Genomic DNA, 16,885 nt, shown 5'->3' with positions numbered 1-16,885 from the left:
AGCGGGCGATATCATGAGCAGTCGGGTAGCATGGTCAGATGGCGCTCGCAAAACTTTGTGACAGACTGTCAGGCTGCTTCGTGATGAACCTGAAGGCCGGTGAAGGTTACCCGGGCCATATCGGAGTGAGTTGGCGCGTGCCAACCCTGTTCGCCAGCCACGGCTTCGAACCATACACCCTGTGCTATCGCGGCAGAGGGCAATGAGAAGTGATTTTCTGTTCCGTTGACGATGATGCGCATCAGACCATTCGGAGACGTATGAATTTCATAGCGAATGGTCTGATGCGGATAAACCGTGCCGACCACAACGCTCTGCTTGGATGTGCCATTATCCACGAGTGCAAAGACCCGGTCGCCCTGAACACTTAGCTCCGCCACTGGATGCTGTGTGCTTGCCAGACGGCCAATGACCACTTTTCCATTTCGTGGAAGGTGGTCAATGTGCACAGTTGCCGTCATGTCAGAATTCGTTTGCTGAAAATACCAAGCGGTATTTTCTCGCAAAAGAGTCTCCGGAGCGACCTTTCCACGAATGACTGGCTGGAGGCCGTCAGTCGTGAGCGTCAGGGCACCTGTCTGCTGATCACGGAAATAAAAAGCTGTGTTGTAGCCAGAGTTGAGTGTCGTGGACGGAACAAGATGCAGGCCCAGACGCTTGGCAGGCTCCTGAAGTGTAAAAGCCGAAATGTCCGGCGCTTGCGGCACATCCATGGCATGCACCGGCATGGCGATCAGAGCACTCAGGCAAAAAGCGGGGCCGGCAAGTCGGGAGATCATAATGTGTCCTTCCGGGGGGCTGGTTGTGACGTCAGATGACTGTTTCAACGCAGAACTCCCGAAAAGGACGCATGATTAGCGGCTCATGAGAACCGTGAGTTTCATGTTCTCAAGAATATGACGGGTCACGCCCCCCAGAATCATCTGGCGAAGACGGGAGTGGGAGTAGGCCCCCATGCTCAGCATATCGGCGCCAAAATCTTCAGCCCCCTTCAACAGGCCAGCACCGACATCCTTATTGATGGGGTCGCAGGCGCGTGTCGTAGCGGAAATGCCATGCAGACGCAGATAACGGACAACATCGTCGCCCGTAGGGCCGCGACGCTGATATTCCTGGCATGTCAAAACCTGAACGCCTTCCGCGGTATGCGCCCATGGCAGGATGCAGCGGAGTGCAAGCGAAGACTCGGGCGTTCCGTTCCAGGCAATGGCAATGCGGCTGCCTACCGTTTTGGGAGCAATTGGCGGAGCAATGACCAGAGGACGCCCACTGTCAAAAAGAATGGCATGCAGTGTTTCTGATGCGCGCGGGTCAGTGGCTGAAATGAGATTGGGCACGAGCGTCATGTCTGCCAGACGTGAGCGCCATGTCAGGGCATCATGTTCCGTGCCGTCCAGCACTTCGAGGCTGGCACTGACACCACCGCCAATGGACATGCCGATTTTCGAGGCTTCGACGCGGCGAAGTCCGTTATTATGCACGAAGCTGTCGAAGCTGTGTCGGATCCTGATGGCGCGGCGGTGAGCTTCCGTGGCCGCCGCATCAATCATTTCCGTCACCATTCCGGCAGAAATGCCTTCGCCAGCGAGTGTGGCAACTTCGGTCGGATCTGATCCGACAACGACAGCAGACAGGTGTGCATCAAAACGACGGGCAAAATCCAGGGCCACCGACATGACTGAATCCAGATCGTCGGCCCCGGTGAGGGGGAGAAGGATGTTCTTGATTTCGATAAGCATAACGTAAGGCTCCCCACCTTGGGAAAAGGGTGTTCTCTATCTTTACGGATAAAGACGCGTGACGTTCCATTCAGATCCATCACGAGTCCATAATGCTCGGTCATGGAGGCGGAAAGGCCGGTCCTGCCAGAACTCTATGGCGTCTGGAGCAACGCGGAAACCTGTCCAGTTGTTCGGGCGTGGAATAGGGCCATTGCCATATTTTTCTTCTGCGGCCTTCAGGCGCTCTTCAAAGGTGCTGCGCTCATCCAGAGGGCGTGACTGGTCAGATGCAATGGCCCCCAGCCGGGACATGGGCGACCGGCTGGCGAAATAAGCATCTGCTTCCTCGTCACTGACCTGCGTAACCGGTCCTTCGATCCGGATCTGCCGACGCAGGGACTTCCAGTGGAACAACAGAGCGACATGCGGATTGGCCAGCAGATCGCCACCCTTGCGGCTCTCCACGTTGGTATAGAAGACAAACCCGCGCTCGTCCGCGCCCTTGAGCAACAGCATGCGAACGGAAGGGTGGCCATCTGGCGTGGATGTTGCAACGGCCATGGCGTTGGGGTCATTGGGCTCAGACGCTTCTGCGTCTGACATCCAGGCTGCGAACAGGGCAAATGGATCAGAAGTCAGATCGATGAGGGGCAGAGAGGGCATGGAAGTCTCCTGAAGCAGCGGGGACAGCCCGAAAGGGCGATGTGAGAACCATAGCGGCTCTGTCCGGGTCCCGGAACAGACCCTGTCAGGTTCCGGCTCCGAATTATGGCGTCAGAGGCATTATATAGAGGAAGCAGGAGCAGTTGCCTTGACCTGCCTCATGGGCCTGAAATCCACACTACGGCTGGAAACTGCCGTCCAAGAGGCATTGAGTGTCGTGTTACTCTTGTTTGCTGGCATCTCTTGTGCGACCACGGCGCTAACACGCCAACGCGATTCAGGAAACCTTCAATGTCTGAAACAGAAGACAACATCCCGGCTCCCGTGACCGGCACCCTCATGAAGGGCAAGCGCGGTGTTATCATGGGTGTCGCCAACAAGCATTCCATCGCTTGGGCTATCGCGAGCGCCTGTGCTGCACAGGGCGCGGAACTCGCTTTCACCTATCAAGGTGAAGCTCTTGGCAAGCGCGTGCGTCCCCTCGCGGAAAGCGTTGGCTCTGATCTGGTTCTGCCGTGTGATGTCAGCGATGATGCAGCAATCGATGCGACGTTCGATGAAATCGAAAAGGTGTGGGGCAAGATTGACTTCGTGCTTCACGCCATTGCTTTTGCTGACAAGCAGTACCTGCGCGGGCGTTACATCGACACGCCGCGTGATGCTTTCCTCCAAGCCATGGACATTTCCTGCTATTCCTTCGTGTCCGTCGCCCGTCGCGCTTCTGCCATGATGAATGCTGGTGGTTCGTTCCTGAGCATGACCTATCTCGGTGCCGAGCGCGTCATGCCCCACTACAACGTCATGGGCGTTGCCAAGGCTGCTCTTGAAGCCTCCGTGCGTTACATGGCCGCTGATCTCGGCCGTGACGATATCCGCGTGAACGGTATTTCCGCAGGCCCGATCATGACGCTGGCGGCCAATGGCATCAGTGACTTCCGCTACATCCTGCGCTGGAACCAGCTCAACGCTCCGATGGAGCGTAACGTGACCCTGAAGGACGTTGGTGGTTCGGGCATGTACCTGCTCTCCGACCTCTCCAGCGGCGTGACGGGCGAAATCCATCATGTGGATTGCGGCTACCATACTGTTGGCATGAAGAACCCGGCAGCTCCTGACATCGCCGCTGTCAGCTCCGGGGACTGACATGTCAGACAACAGCTTCGGGCAACTCTTTCGCGTCACCACCTGGGGTGAAAGCCACGGACCAGCCATCGGCTGCGTCGTGGATGGCTGTCCGCCCCGCCTGAAGCTGTCCGAAGCGGACATCCAGCCTTGGCTCGACCGCCGTCGGCCGGGGCAGTCCCGCTTCACGACCCAGCGTCGGGAACCGGATCAGGTCCGGATACTGTCGGGGGTGTTTGAAGGCCAGACGACCGGCACGCCTATTTCGCTCATGATCGAGAACACCGATCAGCGGTCGAAAGATTATGGTGAGATTGCCCAGAGCTACCGTCCGGGTCATGCGGACATCGCCTACGATCTGAAATACGGCATCCGTGATTATCGGGGCGGCGGCCGCTCGTCTGCGCGTGAAACGGCCATGCGTGTCGCGGCGGGTGCTGTCGCGCGTGTGCTGCTGAAAACACTGGTCGGGGAAGGCGTGAAGATTCGCGCGGCTCTGACAGGGATTGGCGGTCAGACCATTGATCCAACCCGCTGGGACTGGGACGAAGTGGAGCGCAACCCGCTCTGGTGTCCGGACGCAGCAAGCGTTGGTCCATGGGAAGAGCTGCTCGACTCCATTCGCAAGGATGGCTCATCCATCGGGGCGACTGTTGAGGTTGTTGCGGAAGGCCTGCCGCCGGGTCTTGGCGCGCCAGTCTATGGGAAGCTCGATGCTGATCTCGCTGGTGCTTTGATGGGCATCAATGGCGTGAAGGGCGTTGAGATCGGCGATGGTTTTGCCGTCGCGGCTCTTCGCGGTGAGCAAAATGCTGATCCGATCGCACCAGGGCCGCAGTTCGCATCGAACCATGCGGGCGGTATCCTGGGAGGTATCTCCACGGGGCAACCGATCGTGGCTCGCTTTGCCATCAAGCCAACCAGTTCAATCCTGACGCCCGTGCCGAGCATCAATAGTGCAGGGGATTCGGTGGAGGTTCGCACCAAGGGACGACACGATCCGTGCATCGGTATCCGTGCCGTGCCTGTGGCGGAAGCCATGATGGCCTGCGTTCTGGCAGACCATCTGCTGCGTAATCATGCGCAGTGTGGCTGGGATAACTGATCCCAGCCTTCAGGCTTTAGCTGGAAAGCTTGGCGTCCAAGGTGATCTCTGTATTGAGAACCTTGGACATCGGACAGCCGATCTTGGCCTTGTTGGCAGCATCCAAGAAGTCGGCCTCGGTCGCGTTCGGAACCACACCACGAAGCGTCAGATGGGCCTTCGTGACGGCAAAGCCATCGCCAACCTTATCCAGGGAAATTGTCGACTCCGTATCGAGGGAGTCGGCTGTAAAGCCAGCATCACCAAGGATCAGAGATAGCGCCATTGTGAAGCAGCTGGCGTGGGCTGCGCCGAGCAGTTCTTCCGGGTTGGTGCCGGGCTTGTCTTCGAATCGCGTGTTGAAACCATAAGGCTGGTCCTGAAGGGCGCCGCTCTGCGTTGAGATGGTGCCCTTGCCTTCCTTGATGGTGCCGCTCCAGTGGGCCGAAGCTTTCTTGTTGATGGTCATGAGACGCTCTCCGCGTGTTTGGGGATGCTGTCTCCAACGTGACCAGACAGGAAACGTTGCCGTGAAAAAACCGTGTGGTGTGGTTGTGATGCCACTCAGGAAAAGCCCCCTTGGGGATGAATGGGAACCTATGGCGGTTTTCTGCGATTGCCCCAATATATAGGGGTGTGGATCGTTTATGCCCCTAGATATGGATGACTCCAAATTCACAGCTCTTTCCAATTTGCAAGAGAAGAGTTCGCTTGCAGTGACGGGCGCGGGTGTGGAATTGGAGGGTCATCAAATCGAAAAAATCAGACTGCCGGAGCAGAGCGCAATGACACTTCATGACGTGACGATGGACACGCCACATACGGCCGACCGCCCGCATGACGTGCTTCCGCCTGTTGACCACCCTGTTGGCGAGCGTGCTGTTGGGGAGGGGGAAGAAACGCCGGACATGTTCGATGATGTTGTGCAGCTTCCGGGTCATCATGCCGTTCGTGTGGATCGTTCACGTGATTCGCTTCTGACGGATTTTGGCAAGGCAACACTAAACAACCGCTACCTTCTGCCGGGCGAGCATTATCAGGATCTGTTTGCGCGTGTTGCGTCCTATTACGGGGCGGATCAGGGCCATGCCCAGCGTATTTATGATTACATTTCGCGCCACTGGTTCATGCCAGCTACACCGATTCTGTCTAACGGTGGAACGTCCCGCGGTCTGCCGATTTCCTGCTTCCTGAACGAAGCCGAAGATAGCCTGGAAGGTATCGTCGGCCTCTGGAACGAAAACGTCTGGCTGGCATCCAAGGGCGGCGGCATCGGGTCTTATTGGGGCAATCTGCGCTCGATTGGCGAGAACATCGGTCGTAACGGCAAGACGTCCGGCGTCATTCCGTTCATCCGTGTGATGGACAGCCTGACACTCGCCATCTCGCAGGGGTCCCTGCGTCGTGGGTCTGCGGCTGTGTATCTGCCGGTCTGGCATCCTGAAATTGAAGAATTCACGGAAATGCGCCGCCCGACGGGTGGTGACCCAAACCGTAAGGCCCTGAACCTGCATCATGGCGTTCTGATCACAGACGCCTTCATGCGCGCTGTTGAAGCGGACGAGGAATGGCCGCTGCTATCCCCGAAGGATCACAGCATCATCCGCAAGGTGTCTGCTCGCGGGCTGTGGATCCGCATCCTGACGGCCCGTATGGAGCAGGGCGAGCCGTACGTCATCTATTCGGATCATGTGAACCGCGCCCGTCCCGAGCATCACAAGCTGGCCGGTCTTGAGGTCAAGACCTCCAATCTCTGCGCCGAGATCACGCTGCCAACCGGGATCGATCATCATGGCAAGAACCGGACGGCTGTCTGCTGCCTGTCTTCCCTGAACCTGGAAACCTGGGACGAGTGGAAAGACGATCCGCAGTTCATCGAGGACGTCATGCTGTTCCTCGATAACGTTCTGCAGGATTTCATTGACCGTGCCCCGGACGACATGGCGCGTGCCAAGTACGCCGCTGCACGGGAACGCTCTGTCGGTCTTGGCGTGATGGGGTACCATTCCTTCCTTCAGGCCCGGATGATCCCGTTCGAGAGCGTGATGGCGAAGGTCTGGAACAAAAAGATCTTCCAGCACATCCGCGCTCAGGCCGATGCGGCTTCAAAGAAGCTGGCGGAACTGCGTGGTCCTTGCCCGGATGCCGAAGAATACGGCTTTATGGAGCGTTTCTCGCACAAGCTGGCGATTGCTCCGACGGCGTCCATTTCCATCATCACGGGTAATGCCAGCCCCGGCATCGAGCCGATCAGTGCCAACGTCTTCCTTCAGAAGACCCTGTCTGGTTCCTTCTCGGTCCGTAACCGCCATCTGACCACGATCCTTGAAGAGCGCGGCCAGAACACGGACAAGGTGTGGTCTGACATCACCCTGAGCAAAGGCTCCGTTCAGCATCTGGACTTCCTGACGCAGGATGAGAAAGACGTCTTCAAGACGGCCTTTGAGCTGGATCAGCGCTGGGTTGTTGAACATGCCGCCGACCGTGCGCCGTTCATCTGTCAGGCACAGTCGGTCAACCTCTTCCTGCCGGCGGATGTGCATAAGCGCGACCTGCATCAGATCCACTTCCAGGCCTGGAAGAAAGGCCTGAAGTCTCTGTATTATTGCCGTTCCCTGTCGGTGCAGCGTGCCGATGCGGTCTCCACGCTGGCCGTGAAGAGTGACATTCTGGACGACGAGAAGTACGAAGCTACCGTGCAGGCTGCTCCGCGTGGCAAAATGAGCAGTGGCGATTACGACGAGTGCCTCGCCTGTCAGTAAGGCAGGTTGGGACTATCGGTTTGAAAAGCCCGGCTCCTCATTTGGGGAGCCGGGCTTTTTTTGCTCTCACGGCGTATCAGGCGCTCTAACACGACGGAAACCCAACCAGAGCAGGATGAGCCCCAGTGCTGTAGCGATCCATCCGAATGTTGCGCCGGGAGGTGCAAAATGAAAGTGGATCCGGGTTGGTCCTGCAGGAAGCGGGATACGTTCAAATAACCCGTCCCACACTTCCGGGACGATGGCAGTGCCATTCACCTCGGCCGTCCATCCAGGCAGCACCACTTCGCGACGGATAAGATAAGTCGGCGCCGGGCAGTTTGCGGCAAGCGTCTCCCGGTCTTTCAGAGTAAGGGTGCAGGCTGCTTCAGTCTCAAAATAGGGGGCAGCGTTCTTCAGTCGGATGAGATCTCCTGTTCCCGTGTGCAGGATGGGCATCATGGCTTCGCGTACAGCCTCTGTCTCAAAGCGGATGCGCGGCCAAGCCACATGATCCTTCACGGTGGACCAGATCATAACGTCTGTGGTGGCCTCTTTAAGGCTTAACGTCAGGGTATGGGCATCGGCAGGAATGATTTTATCCAGTTCGATCGACGTCAGACCGTTGTCTGTTGCCTCTTTCAGTCGTGTCTGACCCGTTGCGCATTGCGTGTCGGAACAAATGGACAGAATCAGAATTCCGTTCGAGTTTCCGGCGTAAGTGCCCAATTGCAGCGTTGCCAAGCGGCTGACCGGCTTTTCCCATGATGAAATATCGATTGTGACTTCTGAGGTACCTGGCGTCAGTGGGAAACCGTTTAGCTGGCGGTTTTCTAGAGGATATGGCGCGATGCTTGGCATGCCATGTCCCGGAGGAACCAGCAGGGCTGATACGCCGAGTTTGGCAAATAGATCAGGATGCCGGGCTAAAGAGGCTTCCAGAAAGGCATCCCCATTTTCAGCAAAAGGATAGGAGCCATTAAAGGTTACGGCGTCGACTTTTGAGCCGAAGTCCTGTTTCAGGCGCTCGATCCATGCTTTCGGCGTGGGAATGGCGTTGTGATTGATAGAGGCGATCCGCAGATAAGCACCATAATTTGGCTCAATCGGGCCAATGGTCACGAAGCGCTGGAGTCCGGTTTCACCCTGTAGTGCTGTAATCAGGCGTTGGTCTGGATGGGGTTGTTCCGGATAGGCGCTTAGAAGAGGAAATCCGAACAATAAAAGGGTCTCACAAAAGAGAACCGTTCCAATAATTTTCGGATGTTTCCTGCTCACTGCAAGAAAAACCACAACAGCCAAGCAGAGGCTGCCAAAAATCAGCGATCCCACCGCATAAATTTGGGAGGAAACTGGTCCTTCGGAAACCGAGCGAAGTTTAGTCAGGAACTGATGATCCAGACCATAGGTCGTGACAATCAGGGCGCTCATCAAACAAGCAGACAGGATGATTGCTCTGCGGCGCCACACACCACGGAACATGTCATCCAGGGCGAAGGCTGCAAGAAGAATCAGACAGCTTTCCACCATGGGTTCGCAAAGGCGAAAGAATACGGTGTGCCCAAGTCCTGGCACCAGATCGACGAGTTGAGTGAGCCCCGGAACACCTGCCTGTTTTCCCACGACAGCCAGGAAAATGCCGAGCAGCAGGAAGCGCAGCCCTCGCTCGTTGTTGCCCCCGATAGCGCATAAAGCCAGAAACGGAAGAGTAAGCCCGCAATAGCCTCCTAGGGCATACCATGCATCCAATTCGGAGCCGTAGAATATGGGGCCGTTGATGTAGGGGAATAGCAGCATCGACCATGCCTGATGCGGCAGGGTCTCATCATTGATGCCGCCGTGAACGCCGATGTCAGCATGGGGTAGGAATGTCAGAAAAGCGAGGAGTTGTGGGGCGGCAATCAAACCTGCGGTGAGGCCCCCAAGGCAGATGTGAAGGGCAAAGCGGGATCTGCTGCCAGGAGCAGTCTGGAAAAAGCGTAGAACTGCAAGCCCGAGCGCGATCAGTCCTAAAAGAAAGGCAGTTTCGGGAAAGCCTGCCAACAGGAGATAGGTCAGGCTTAGAGCAAGCCAGCCCCAGTTCCCGGTTCGGGCACGTTCCACGCCATAGAGAGCGAGAGGCAGAAAGGCGAGGGGTTCAGACGGGCCGTCCGACGCCCATGCATAGGTGCCGTTGAAAGCATAAAGCAGGCCACCGATCAGCGCGGCGCGCGGATCGAGGCGCAGCTGTTTCAAAAATGCATATGTGGACAGGCCCGCGATGATTTGCAGAGTGCACTTCATCATCAGGAGACCATTCGGCAGCCCCAGAAACAGCACGAATGGTAGAAAAAATGCGGCAGGCTGGTATTCGCCTGCCAAAGGCATGCCGACACCGCTGTAGGGATTCCACCAGGGAATGACCCCATGTACCCAGTCGTGCGCCACAAGTCGGCCGAGGGCTTCTACGAAAACGCCTGCGCAACCGTCGATCCAGCCTGGATGTCCCGGTATCAGTCCCTTCGCGGCACTGGCGGAGTTCTGCACCATCAGTGACGTCGTCATCATTGGGTCGCTGGAGCGTAATCCGAGCCATTCCGGCAGATAGATGCAGATTGGCAGGAAGATCAGCGCGAGAAGGTGAGAGCGAGGCCAGAAGCGACGCGTTTTCGGGGGCATGGAAGCTCCAGGTGGAGGGTTGTGTTGATTGCATAACCCCCGTGTTTTCGTCCCACAAGCGAATGGATTGTCGACTGATGCAGCGTCGGACGTTATGATCTGCCTCAGAATGATTCTGAATGACCTGGGTTGTGCGTCGCTGCGCCCCTGCGATGGTCTTCAGTCGGACTAAGGTATTGAAAAACACGAATTTTCGCGTGTCTGTCTTGTCCGGATCGGATGAAACGCGGCCACAGGAAGAACGTGTCTTTGAGGAAAGTAAGGTCATGAGCAACACGACCCCGAATGCTGGCGAAACGCCAGCGACCGAGCAGCATTATGACCTGATGACTGCGAACCCGGTGTACAAACCGTTTCGCTACCCGTGGGCCTATGACGCCTGGCTAACCCAGCAGCGCGTTCACTGGCTCCCGGAAGAAGTGCCGCTGGCTGATGACGTGAAGGATTGGCATCGTACGTTGACGGAAGCCGAGCAGCATCTCGTGACGCAGATCTTCCGCTTCTTCACGCAGGCCGACGTGGAAGTGAATTCCGCGTACATGAAATATTACAGCCAGGTCTTCAAGCCGACTGAAGTGCTGATGATGCTGTCATCGTTCTCGAACATCGAGACGATCCACATTGCGGCCTATTCCCATCTTCTCGACACCATCGGGATGCCAGAAACAGAGTATTCGGCCTTCCTGAAGTACAAGGAGATGAAGGATAAATACGATTTCATGCAGTCGTTTAACATCGACAACAAGCGTGAGATCGCAAAGACCATGGCGGCCTTCGGTGCCTTCATGGAAGGGCTTCAGCTTTTCGCATCGTTCGCGATCCTGCTGAACTTCCCGCGCTTCAACAAGCTCAAGGGCATGGGGCAGATTGTCTCTTGGTCCGTGCGTGATGAAACGCTGCACTGCCTGTCCATGATCCGTCTGTTCCGCACGTTCATTCGTGAGAATCCGGAACTGTGGACGGAAGATTTCCGTGAAGAATTGAAGGAAATCTGCCGCACGACCGTTGAGCATGAAGACGCGTTCATTGATCTGGCCTTTGAAATGGGCCCGGTTGAGGGAATGTCCTCGGAAGACGTCAAGCGTTACATCCGCTTCATTGCGGATCGTCGTCTGACGCAGCTTGGTCTTGATCCGGTTTATGGTGAGGAAGAAAATCCGCTCCCGTGGATTGATGACATGCTGAACGCTGTTGAGCACGCCAACTTCTTCGAAAACCGTTCCACGGAATACTCCCGTGCCTCTACGTCCGGCACCTGGGAAGAAGCCTTCGAAGGCAGCGTCTTCGAATAATTTGGGGATAGGGAGGAGTCAGCTTTCGGGCAGGCTCTCTCCCCGTCGCAGAACCCGTTCGGCCGCATCGGTAAAGCGGCCATCCTCTTCATGCAAAATGAGTCCCGGACGCAGGCGAAAGATGCCTTTGCCGCCGTGGATGGCCTGGATCAACACCAGCTTCGCTTCCCGCCCCTGTTTGGGCCAGAAGGGGTAGAGCTGGAGTGAACCGCCCCCGTTTTCCAAAAGCGTCTGGCAGGCTCTGTCCGTGATTGCTGCGGATACGATAAACGTCAGTGTACCACCGGGCAGAACCCAGCGGGTAAGGCTGCGGATCCACGCCTGTGGGTCGGTGTCTTCTGCGCTGAGGGCCAGCCGCCGTCGTTCGTCGGGGGAGGGCGTACCATGCGCGCTGTGCCAAGGAGGATTGGCCATCACGTGATGGAAGCGACCATTGGCTGTCGGAGCCAGAGCTCGCAAAGATGATGGGATCGCCGGGAGCACGGCCTGAAGAGCCGAAAGCGATGTTCGCGAGTCTGGAAACGGGTTGTTCAGGAAATTGTGAGCTGCCAGTTTCACTGTGTCCGCATCTGCTTCAAGCCCAATACCGCTCACGCCAGCAACACGTGCTGCAAGGCATAGCAAGCCTGCGCCTGCACCGCACCCTGCCTCCAGAACAGTCTCTCCGGCTCGTGCAGGGACCGCTGCCGCCATCAGGACGGGCTCAAGCCCCGTGCGATAGCCCTTCCGAAATTGTCGGTAGTGGAGTCGTCCGTTGAGCAATGTTCCGTCCCTTTCGTTTTCAGAAAGGGGGGAAGTGCTCTTCAGATGGGCCTTAGGGGGCTGCAATGGGTTGACCACCTTCCTGCTGCCGCTCATATGGTCATTCCAACCTGTCGTCCGGCGTTAATATGGCCTGGTCGCTTTTCCAGACAGGAAGAACGAGCAGGGATACGCCACATCATATCGTGCCTGCACGGTCCTGGGCAGTCCTGGGATAGTGTGCAGGAACTGGAGTAAAGACCCTTGGATTCTGCCGCACCGGATGCTGCCGTGACCGTTGATAAAGCTGTGGTTCAGGGTACAGGTGGCGAAAGCGCACTGTCAGCGCTGTCAGCCTATCTCGAAGAGGACATGCTGGCTTGCAACCGCGCCATTATCGCGCGGATGGAGAGCCCTGTCCCCCTGATCCCGCAGCTTGGCGCTCACCTGGTGGCTGCTGGCGGCAAGCGCCTTCGTCCCCTTCTGACGCTCGCTTCAGCACGGCTGTGTGGTTATCAGCCAGGCCCTGATCATCAGCGTCATGTCGGGCTCGCAGCCTGCGTGGAGTTCATTCACACCGCAACTCTGCTGCATGATGATGTGGTGGACGAGAGCACGCTGCGTCGCGGTCTGGCTTCGGCCAATGCCGTGTTCGGCAACAAGGCGTCCGTTCTGGTGGGGGACTTCCTGTTCGCCCGTTCGTTCCAGCTTATGACGGCAGACGGCTCCCTGAAGGTCATGGCGATCCTGTCAGATGCGTCTGCAACGATTGCTGAAGGCGAAGTCCTTCAGATGGTTGTGCAGAACGATCTCACGACGCCTGTTGAGCGGTATCTCGAAGTCATTCACGGCAAGACGGCTGCGCTATTTGCGGCGGCCTGCCGCGTCGGTGCTGTTGTGGCCGAGCGTCCCGATGCCGAAGAGGATGCTCTGGAGCAGTTTGGCACCAATCTGGGTATGGCGTTCCAGCTTGTTGATGACGCCCTCGATTATGCCGCGGACCAGCAGGTTCTGGGCAAGACCGTTGGCGATGACATGCGGGAAGGCAAGATCACTCTGCCGGTCTTGGCCGCCTATGAAGCCGGATCACCGGACGAGCGTGTGTTCTGGGAGCGCGTTATCGGGGAAGGTGAGCAGACTGAGGAAGATCTGCCTCACGCTCTGAACCTGATTGCGAAAACCGGTGCGATCAATACGACGATCGCCCGGGCGCAGGTCTATGCAGATGCGGCTGTTGAAGCCCTGTCCATTTTCCCGGATAGCGAATTGCGTCGCCTTCTAATCGAGACGGTTCAGTTCACGGTGAACCGGGCGCGCTAAAAAAACCTGTTCTGCGTCAGTCCTTTCAGGGCTGATGCAGACTTTGTTCTCAGGCCGTCAGTGGAAGCGGGCTGAAAAGAGACCATTCCGAAAAACCTAAACGGCTGACGGCGGCTTCCAGACGTGGCGCATTGAATGGTGCGCTTGTCATGAAAAGCCGGGGCGGTGCTGCAGCGTTGTCTGTTGCGATTGGGGCGAGGGTCTCAAGAACAGTGCGAACCTGTCGCGCGACGGCTGGTGCCGGGTCGAGCCAGTTCAGGTTTGGGCGTGCAAGGCGCTGAAAAGCTGGCATCAGAAACGTGTAATGTGTGCAGCCAAGCCCGACGGTATCGATATCCTCGCCATGAGGCTGTTCGAACAGGCACGTCAGTTCGCGTTCGACGTCTGCATCCGGAATGGCATCGCCCAGAAAGGCGCGTTCAGCCAGATCAGCCAGTCCGCGTGCACCATGGGTGATGAGACGACAATCCGAGGCAAACTCTTGATGTAGTTCCAGCACATAGGGGCGCCGGGCTGTTGCGGACGTGGACAGCAGGCCAACGGTCCGTGTTGTGGAAACACGCCCAGCCCAGCGGATAGGGGGGACGCATCCGACAACGGGGATGGAGAGACGTTCCCGGAGTGCTGGCAGTGCAATAGTGCTCGCCGTATTGCAGGCAATCACCAGAACATCTGGCTGGACGTCACGGCAGGCTGCTTCGAGCAGGCTGACGATGCGGCCGGTCAAGCGGTCATCAGGTTGTTCCCCATATGGAAACAGCGCGGTGTCAGCCAGATAGTCGATCGTGAGGGCGGGGAGGATGTCGCGCAGAGCCTGAACGACACCCATCCCTCCGATGCCCGAGTCAAAAACAAGGCATCGGGACAAAAGGGCAGGAGAGCCCACGGGCGTCAGCCTTCTGCTTTGGCCTTGAGCGCCAGCGCTTCTTCGGCGCTGCCAACACCACCGTGCTTGCGGGACCAGCCACAGGGATCTTCAAGGAAGCGACGAACCTCGGCACTGTCCTTTTCAGAGAAATAATCGCCGCCTGCACAGGCTTCGAGCACATCCCACCAGGTGCACAGCGCGTGCAGGGAGATGTCCATGTCTGCCAGCGTTTTGTGGGCGCCGGGGAACACGCCATAAAAGAACACGACGAAGGTGTGATTCACGATGGCGCCTGCATCGCGCAGGGCATTGGCGAATCGGATCTTGGATGCGCCATCCGTCGTCAGGTCTTCGACCAGCAGTGTGCGCATGCCATCGGGCACATCACCTTCGATCTGCGCATTACGGCCAAAGCCCTTCGGCTTTTTGCGGACATACGCCATCGGCGTCATCATGCGGTCTGCAATCCACGCAGCGAACGGAATACCTGCTGTCTCGCCGCCGACAACCGCATCAATGCTCTCATAGCCGATGTGGCGGCCGATCTTCTCGACGGCCAGTTCCATGATCTTGGTCCGGGCGCGGGGGAAGAAGATGATCTTGCGGCAGTCGATATAGACCGGGGACTTCCAGCCTGACGTCAGGGTGTAAGGCTCTTCCGGACGGAAGTTGACTGCCTTGATCTCCAGAAGGATGCGGGCGGTGGTCAGGGCTGCGTCCCGGTCCCACTGGGTGCGACCCGCGATCGGGCTCTCTCCATGTTGTGTCATGCTGCTCTCCACTGACGTCGTTTTCTGTGGTTTACCGGCCACAAGACACAAAGGGTAGTGCCAAATTCGTACGCACTTGTTGCTGTTATAGGGAGACCCAATCTATGCTTGCGCAGTCAGGCCTTGCCCCCTAAGGAGTAAGACCGTTTTTCCTCTTCTGAAGCAGGATCAAAAGTGAGCATCGAAACCAGCCGGATCGGCCGGAAATGCGAACGTGCCGTTGTCACAGCCTATCAGGAACTGCGTGAGGTCGGTCAGCCGGACATGCAGGCCTTTGCTGCATGCACGACGCTTTACCGCATCCATCATCCTGAATCTTCCATCACGGAAGCACGCCGCCTTGTTGCGGAATGGATCGACCATCACGTTGTCCGCAAGGCTGATGGCCAGACTCCGGGCTGCGATTGCTAATCCAGCCCGTATGACGGGGGGCCTTTCAGCCCCGGTCACTCATGGAAACAAACTCCCGCTTTGTTTCCCCTACATAAAGCTGGCGAGGGCGCGTAATCCGCCCGGCCGGATCTTCAATCATTTCTTTCCATTGGCTGACCCACCCCACTGTCCGCGCAACCGCGAAGAGAACAGTGAACATGCTTGTCGGAATCCCGAGAGCTTTCAGGATGAGACCTGAGTAGAAATCCACATTCGGATAGAGCTTACGGCTGACAAAATAATCGTCTTCTGTGGCCACTCTTTCCAGTTCCTTAGCCAGGTCGAGCAGAGGATCGCGCTCCAGGCCAAGCTCGGAAATCACTTCATGGCACGTTGCCTGTAGGATTTTCGCGCGAGGATCAAAATTCTTGTAGACGCGATGGCCAAAGCCCATCAGACGAACGCTGGAATTTTTATCTTTAACCTGCTCCAGGAAAGCAGGGATGCCCTCACGTGTTCCGATAGACTGAAGCATGTTCAATGCTGCTTCATTGGCTCCCCCATGAGCCGGTCCCCAAAGCGCAGCAATACCGGCCGAGATGCAGGCGTAAGGGTTCGCGCCGGTAGAACCAACAAGTCGAACGGTCGTGGTCGATGCGTTCTGCTCATGATCGGCGTGCAGGAGCAGGATACGGTCCATGGCGCGCGCCAGAACCGGATTGACCCGGTAGTGATTGCCCGGGCGGGCAAAAAGCATGTGCAGGAAATTCTCGGAGAACGACATCTCTTCATCTGGATAGATGAAAGGCTCTCCGATGGAATATTTGTAAGCCCAGGCAGCAATGGTCGGCACTTTGGCAATCAGCCTTCGGGCAGAGAGATCCCGGTCTTCTGCCTGTGAAATATCCAGACCATCATGATAAAATGCGGACAGCGCACCAACAGTCCCGCATAGAATGGCCATCGGGTGGGCATCACGGCGGAAACCGTTGAAAAAATTGCGGATCTGCTCGTTGAGCAGCCGGTGGGTGTTCATGTCAGCTTGAAACGCCTGATACTGCGGAGTGGTCGGCAGTTCTCCGTAAAGCAGCAGGTAGGCTGTTTCCGTGAAGCTTGCATTCAGGGCGAGGTCTTCAATGGGATAGCCGCGGTGAAGAAGCGTTCCTGCATCGCCATCAATGAATGTGATCTTGCTGGTGCAGGTTGCCGTTCCCGTCAGGCCCGGATCAAAGGAAAAAATACCCAGATTCTGTTGGATTCCACGCAGGTCTGCGACGTCCGGCCCCATGGTGCCTTTCAGGAGGGGCGCCTGCATGGAAGCGCCGCCAGCATGAAGGGTAGCAGTTTCGGACTTTGGATCGTGCATGGAACAGGCGCCTGTCTGGCAGAGTGACGGAAAGGACTAAAGTCTAGGGTGTAGGGGTTTTCCCTGTCCAGAGACACCATCTGTCAGGCCGTCGATGGCCTCAAAAAAAAGCGGAAAAACCTAAAAACCGCCGTGAAACTGCGCGTCTTAAAGTTTTTGTTAATAAA

General features: G+C 57.2%; 15 protein-coding genes. 6 read left to right on the top strand and 9 right to left on the bottom strand.

Going from position 1 to position 16,885, the window contains the following annotated elements; all coding sequences use genetic code 11:
* Positions 1 to 68: 68 nt before the first annotated feature.
* The 3 genes from ABDK75_RS09440 to pdxH form a co-directional block, all read right to left on the bottom strand.
* On the bottom strand, positions 69 to 779 hold the full coding sequence (locus ABDK75_RS09440) for a polysaccharide lyase family 7 protein (protein ID WP_346005679.1): 711 nt from the start codon (positions 777 to 779) through the stop codon (positions 69 to 71).
* 75 nt (positions 780 to 854) lie between these two features.
* Positions 855 to 1,739: a universal stress protein gene (locus tag ABDK75_RS09435; protein ID WP_046899585.1), complete on the bottom strand. Its 885-nt coding sequence runs from the start codon at positions 1,737 to 1,739 to the stop codon at positions 855 to 857.
* 42 nt (positions 1,740 to 1,781) lie between these two features.
* Entirely contained in the window at positions 1,782 to 2,384 is a 603-nt protein-coding gene (gene pdxH / locus ABDK75_RS09430; protein ID WP_086634064.1) for a pyridoxamine 5'-phosphate oxidase, read from the bottom strand.
* Positions 2,385 to 2,675: 291 nt separating this feature from the next.
* Between pdxH and fabI the strand changes: the two genes are divergently transcribed.
* Together fabI and aroC are read left to right on the top strand one after the other, a co-directional pair.
* Positions 2,676 to 3,527, top strand: a complete 852-nt coding sequence (gene fabI / locus ABDK75_RS09425; RefSeq protein ID WP_015074825.1) for an enoyl-ACP reductase FabI — start codon at positions 2,676 to 2,678, stop codon at positions 3,525 to 3,527.
* A gap of 1 nt (position 3,528) precedes the next feature.
* A complete protein-coding gene (gene aroC, locus ABDK75_RS09420) occupies positions 3,529 to 4,611 on the top strand; it encodes a chorismate synthase (RefSeq protein ID WP_063902980.1) in 1,083 nt (360 codons plus the stop codon).
* A 16-nt stretch (positions 4,612 to 4,627) separates the two neighbouring features.
* Here aroC and ABDK75_RS09415 read toward each other — a convergent pair whose 3' ends face one another.
* On the bottom strand, positions 4,628 to 5,059 hold the full coding sequence (locus tag ABDK75_RS09415) for an OsmC family protein (protein WP_346005678.1): 432 nt from the start codon (positions 5,057 to 5,059) through the stop codon (positions 4,628 to 4,630).
* A gap of 439 nt (positions 5,060 to 5,498) precedes the next feature.
* Here ABDK75_RS09415 and ABDK75_RS09410 point away from each other — a divergent pair, with 439 nt between their 5' ends.
* Positions 5,499 to 7,352, top strand: a complete 1,854-nt coding sequence (locus ABDK75_RS09410) for a ribonucleoside-diphosphate reductase subunit alpha (RefSeq protein WP_232309134.1) — start codon at positions 5,499 to 5,501, stop codon at positions 7,350 to 7,352.
* Positions 7,353 to 7,418: 66 nt separating this feature from the next.
* Here the strand turns inward: ABDK75_RS09410 and ABDK75_RS09405 are convergent, their stop codons facing one another.
* Positions 7,419 to 9,989, bottom strand: a complete 2,571-nt coding sequence (locus ABDK75_RS09405; RefSeq protein ID WP_346005677.1) for a hypothetical protein — start codon at positions 9,987 to 9,989, stop codon at positions 7,419 to 7,421.
* A 266-nt stretch (positions 9,990 to 10,255) separates the two neighbouring features.
* Between ABDK75_RS09405 and ABDK75_RS09400 the strand changes: the two genes are divergently transcribed.
* Complete coding sequence (locus ABDK75_RS09400; protein WP_046899852.1) at positions 10,256 to 11,281, top strand: ribonucleotide-diphosphate reductase subunit beta; 1,026 nt, start codon at positions 10,256 to 10,258, stop codon at positions 11,279 to 11,281.
* A gap of 18 nt (positions 11,282 to 11,299) precedes the next feature.
* On the opposite strand, the gene ABDK75_RS09395 is transcribed toward ABDK75_RS09400, so the two are convergent.
* The gene (locus ABDK75_RS09395; protein WP_346005676.1) at positions 11,300 to 12,139 is read right to left on the bottom strand and encodes an SAM-dependent methyltransferase; all 840 of its coding nucleotides are present in this window, start codon (positions 12,137 to 12,139) and stop codon (positions 11,300 to 11,302) included.
* A gap of 147 nt (positions 12,140 to 12,286) precedes the next feature.
* On the opposite strand from ABDK75_RS09395, the gene ABDK75_RS09390 reads away from it, so the two are divergent.
* Positions 12,287 to 13,342 (top strand): polyprenyl synthetase family protein, encoded by a 1,056-nt coding sequence (locus tag ABDK75_RS09390; RefSeq protein ID WP_346005675.1) that lies wholly within the window; start codon positions 12,287 to 12,289, stop codon positions 13,340 to 13,342.
* A gap of 49 nt (positions 13,343 to 13,391) precedes the next feature.
* On the opposite strand, the gene murI is transcribed toward ABDK75_RS09390, so the two are convergent.
* Together murI and ABDK75_RS09380 are read right to left on the bottom strand one after the other, a co-directional pair.
* Positions 13,392 to 14,228, bottom strand: a complete 837-nt coding sequence (gene murI, locus ABDK75_RS09385) for a glutamate racemase (RefSeq protein WP_346005673.1) — start codon at positions 14,226 to 14,228, stop codon at positions 13,392 to 13,394.
* Positions 14,229 to 14,233: 5 nt separating this feature from the next.
* On the bottom strand, positions 14,234 to 14,980 hold the full coding sequence (locus tag ABDK75_RS09380; protein WP_016737749.1) for an orotate phosphoribosyltransferase: 747 nt from the start codon (positions 14,978 to 14,980) through the stop codon (positions 14,234 to 14,236).
* 174 nt (positions 14,981 to 15,154) lie between these two features.
* Between ABDK75_RS09380 and ABDK75_RS09375 the strand changes: the two genes are divergently transcribed.
* Positions 15,155 to 15,391, top strand: a complete 237-nt coding sequence (locus ABDK75_RS09375; RefSeq protein ID WP_046899580.1) for a hypothetical protein — start codon at positions 15,155 to 15,157, stop codon at positions 15,389 to 15,391.
* A 25-nt stretch (positions 15,392 to 15,416) separates the two neighbouring features.
* Here ABDK75_RS09375 and ABDK75_RS09370 read toward each other — a convergent pair whose 3' ends face one another.
* Positions 15,417 to 16,718 carry a citrate synthase gene (locus ABDK75_RS09370; RefSeq protein ID WP_211496451.1) on the bottom strand — a complete coding sequence of 434 codons (1,302 nt, stop codon included), beginning with the start codon at positions 16,716 to 16,718 and terminating at the stop codon, positions 15,417 to 15,419.
* Positions 16,719 to 16,885: the final 167 nt, after the last annotated feature.

Origin of the sequence: Gluconobacter sp. OJA, from assembly GCF_039638325.1 — a bacterium.
In the GTDB taxonomy this organism is placed as follows: Bacteria; Pseudomonadota; Alphaproteobacteria; order Acetobacterales; family Acetobacteraceae; genus Gluconobacter; species Gluconobacter cerinus.
This window is presented reverse-complemented; position numbering and strand designations above follow the sequence as displayed.

What these genes read in the sequence shown, in the direction of transcription:
- ABDK75_RS09405 (WP_346005677.1), bottom strand. Translation starts at nt 9,989, where the DNA reads ATGCCCCCGAAAACGCGTCGCTTCTGGCCTCGCTCTCACCTTCTCGCG.
- ABDK75_RS09380 (WP_016737749.1), bottom strand. Translation starts at nt 14,980, where the DNA reads ATGACACAACATGGAGAGAGCCCGATCGCGGGTCGCACCCAGTGGGAC.
- ABDK75_RS09440 (WP_346005679.1), bottom strand. Translation starts at nt 779, where the DNA reads ATGATCTCCCGACTTGCCGGCCCCGCTTTTTGCCTGAGTGCTCTGATC.
- ABDK75_RS09395 (WP_346005676.1), bottom strand. Translation starts at nt 12,139, where the DNA reads ATGAGCGGCAGCAGGAAGGTGGTCAACCCATTGCAGCCCCCTAAGGCC.
- pdxH (WP_086634064.1), bottom strand. Translation starts at nt 2,384, where the DNA reads ATGCCCTCTCTGCCCCTCATCGATCTGACTTCTGATCCATTTGCCCTG.
- fabI (WP_015074825.1), top strand. Translation starts at nt 2,676, where the DNA reads ATGTCTGAAACAGAAGACAACATCCCGGCTCCCGTGACCGGCACCCTC.
- ABDK75_RS09400 (WP_046899852.1), top strand. Translation starts at nt 10,256, where the DNA reads ATGAGCAACACGACCCCGAATGCTGGCGAAACGCCAGCGACCGAGCAG.
- ABDK75_RS09410 (WP_232309134.1), top strand. Translation starts at nt 5,499, where the DNA reads ATGTTCGATGATGTTGTGCAGCTTCCGGGTCATCATGCCGTTCGTGTG.
- ABDK75_RS09415 (WP_346005678.1), bottom strand. Translation starts at nt 5,059, where the DNA reads ATGACCATCAACAAGAAAGCTTCGGCCCACTGGAGCGGCACCATCAAG.
- aroC (WP_063902980.1), top strand. Translation starts at nt 3,529, where the DNA reads ATGTCAGACAACAGCTTCGGGCAACTCTTTCGCGTCACCACCTGGGGT.
- ABDK75_RS09435 (WP_046899585.1), bottom strand. Translation starts at nt 1,739, where the DNA reads ATGCTTATCGAAATCAAGAACATCCTTCTCCCCCTCACCGGGGCCGAC.
- ABDK75_RS09370 (WP_211496451.1), bottom strand. Translation starts at nt 16,718, where the DNA reads ATGCACGATCCAAAGTCCGAAACTGCTACCCTTCATGCTGGCGGCGCT.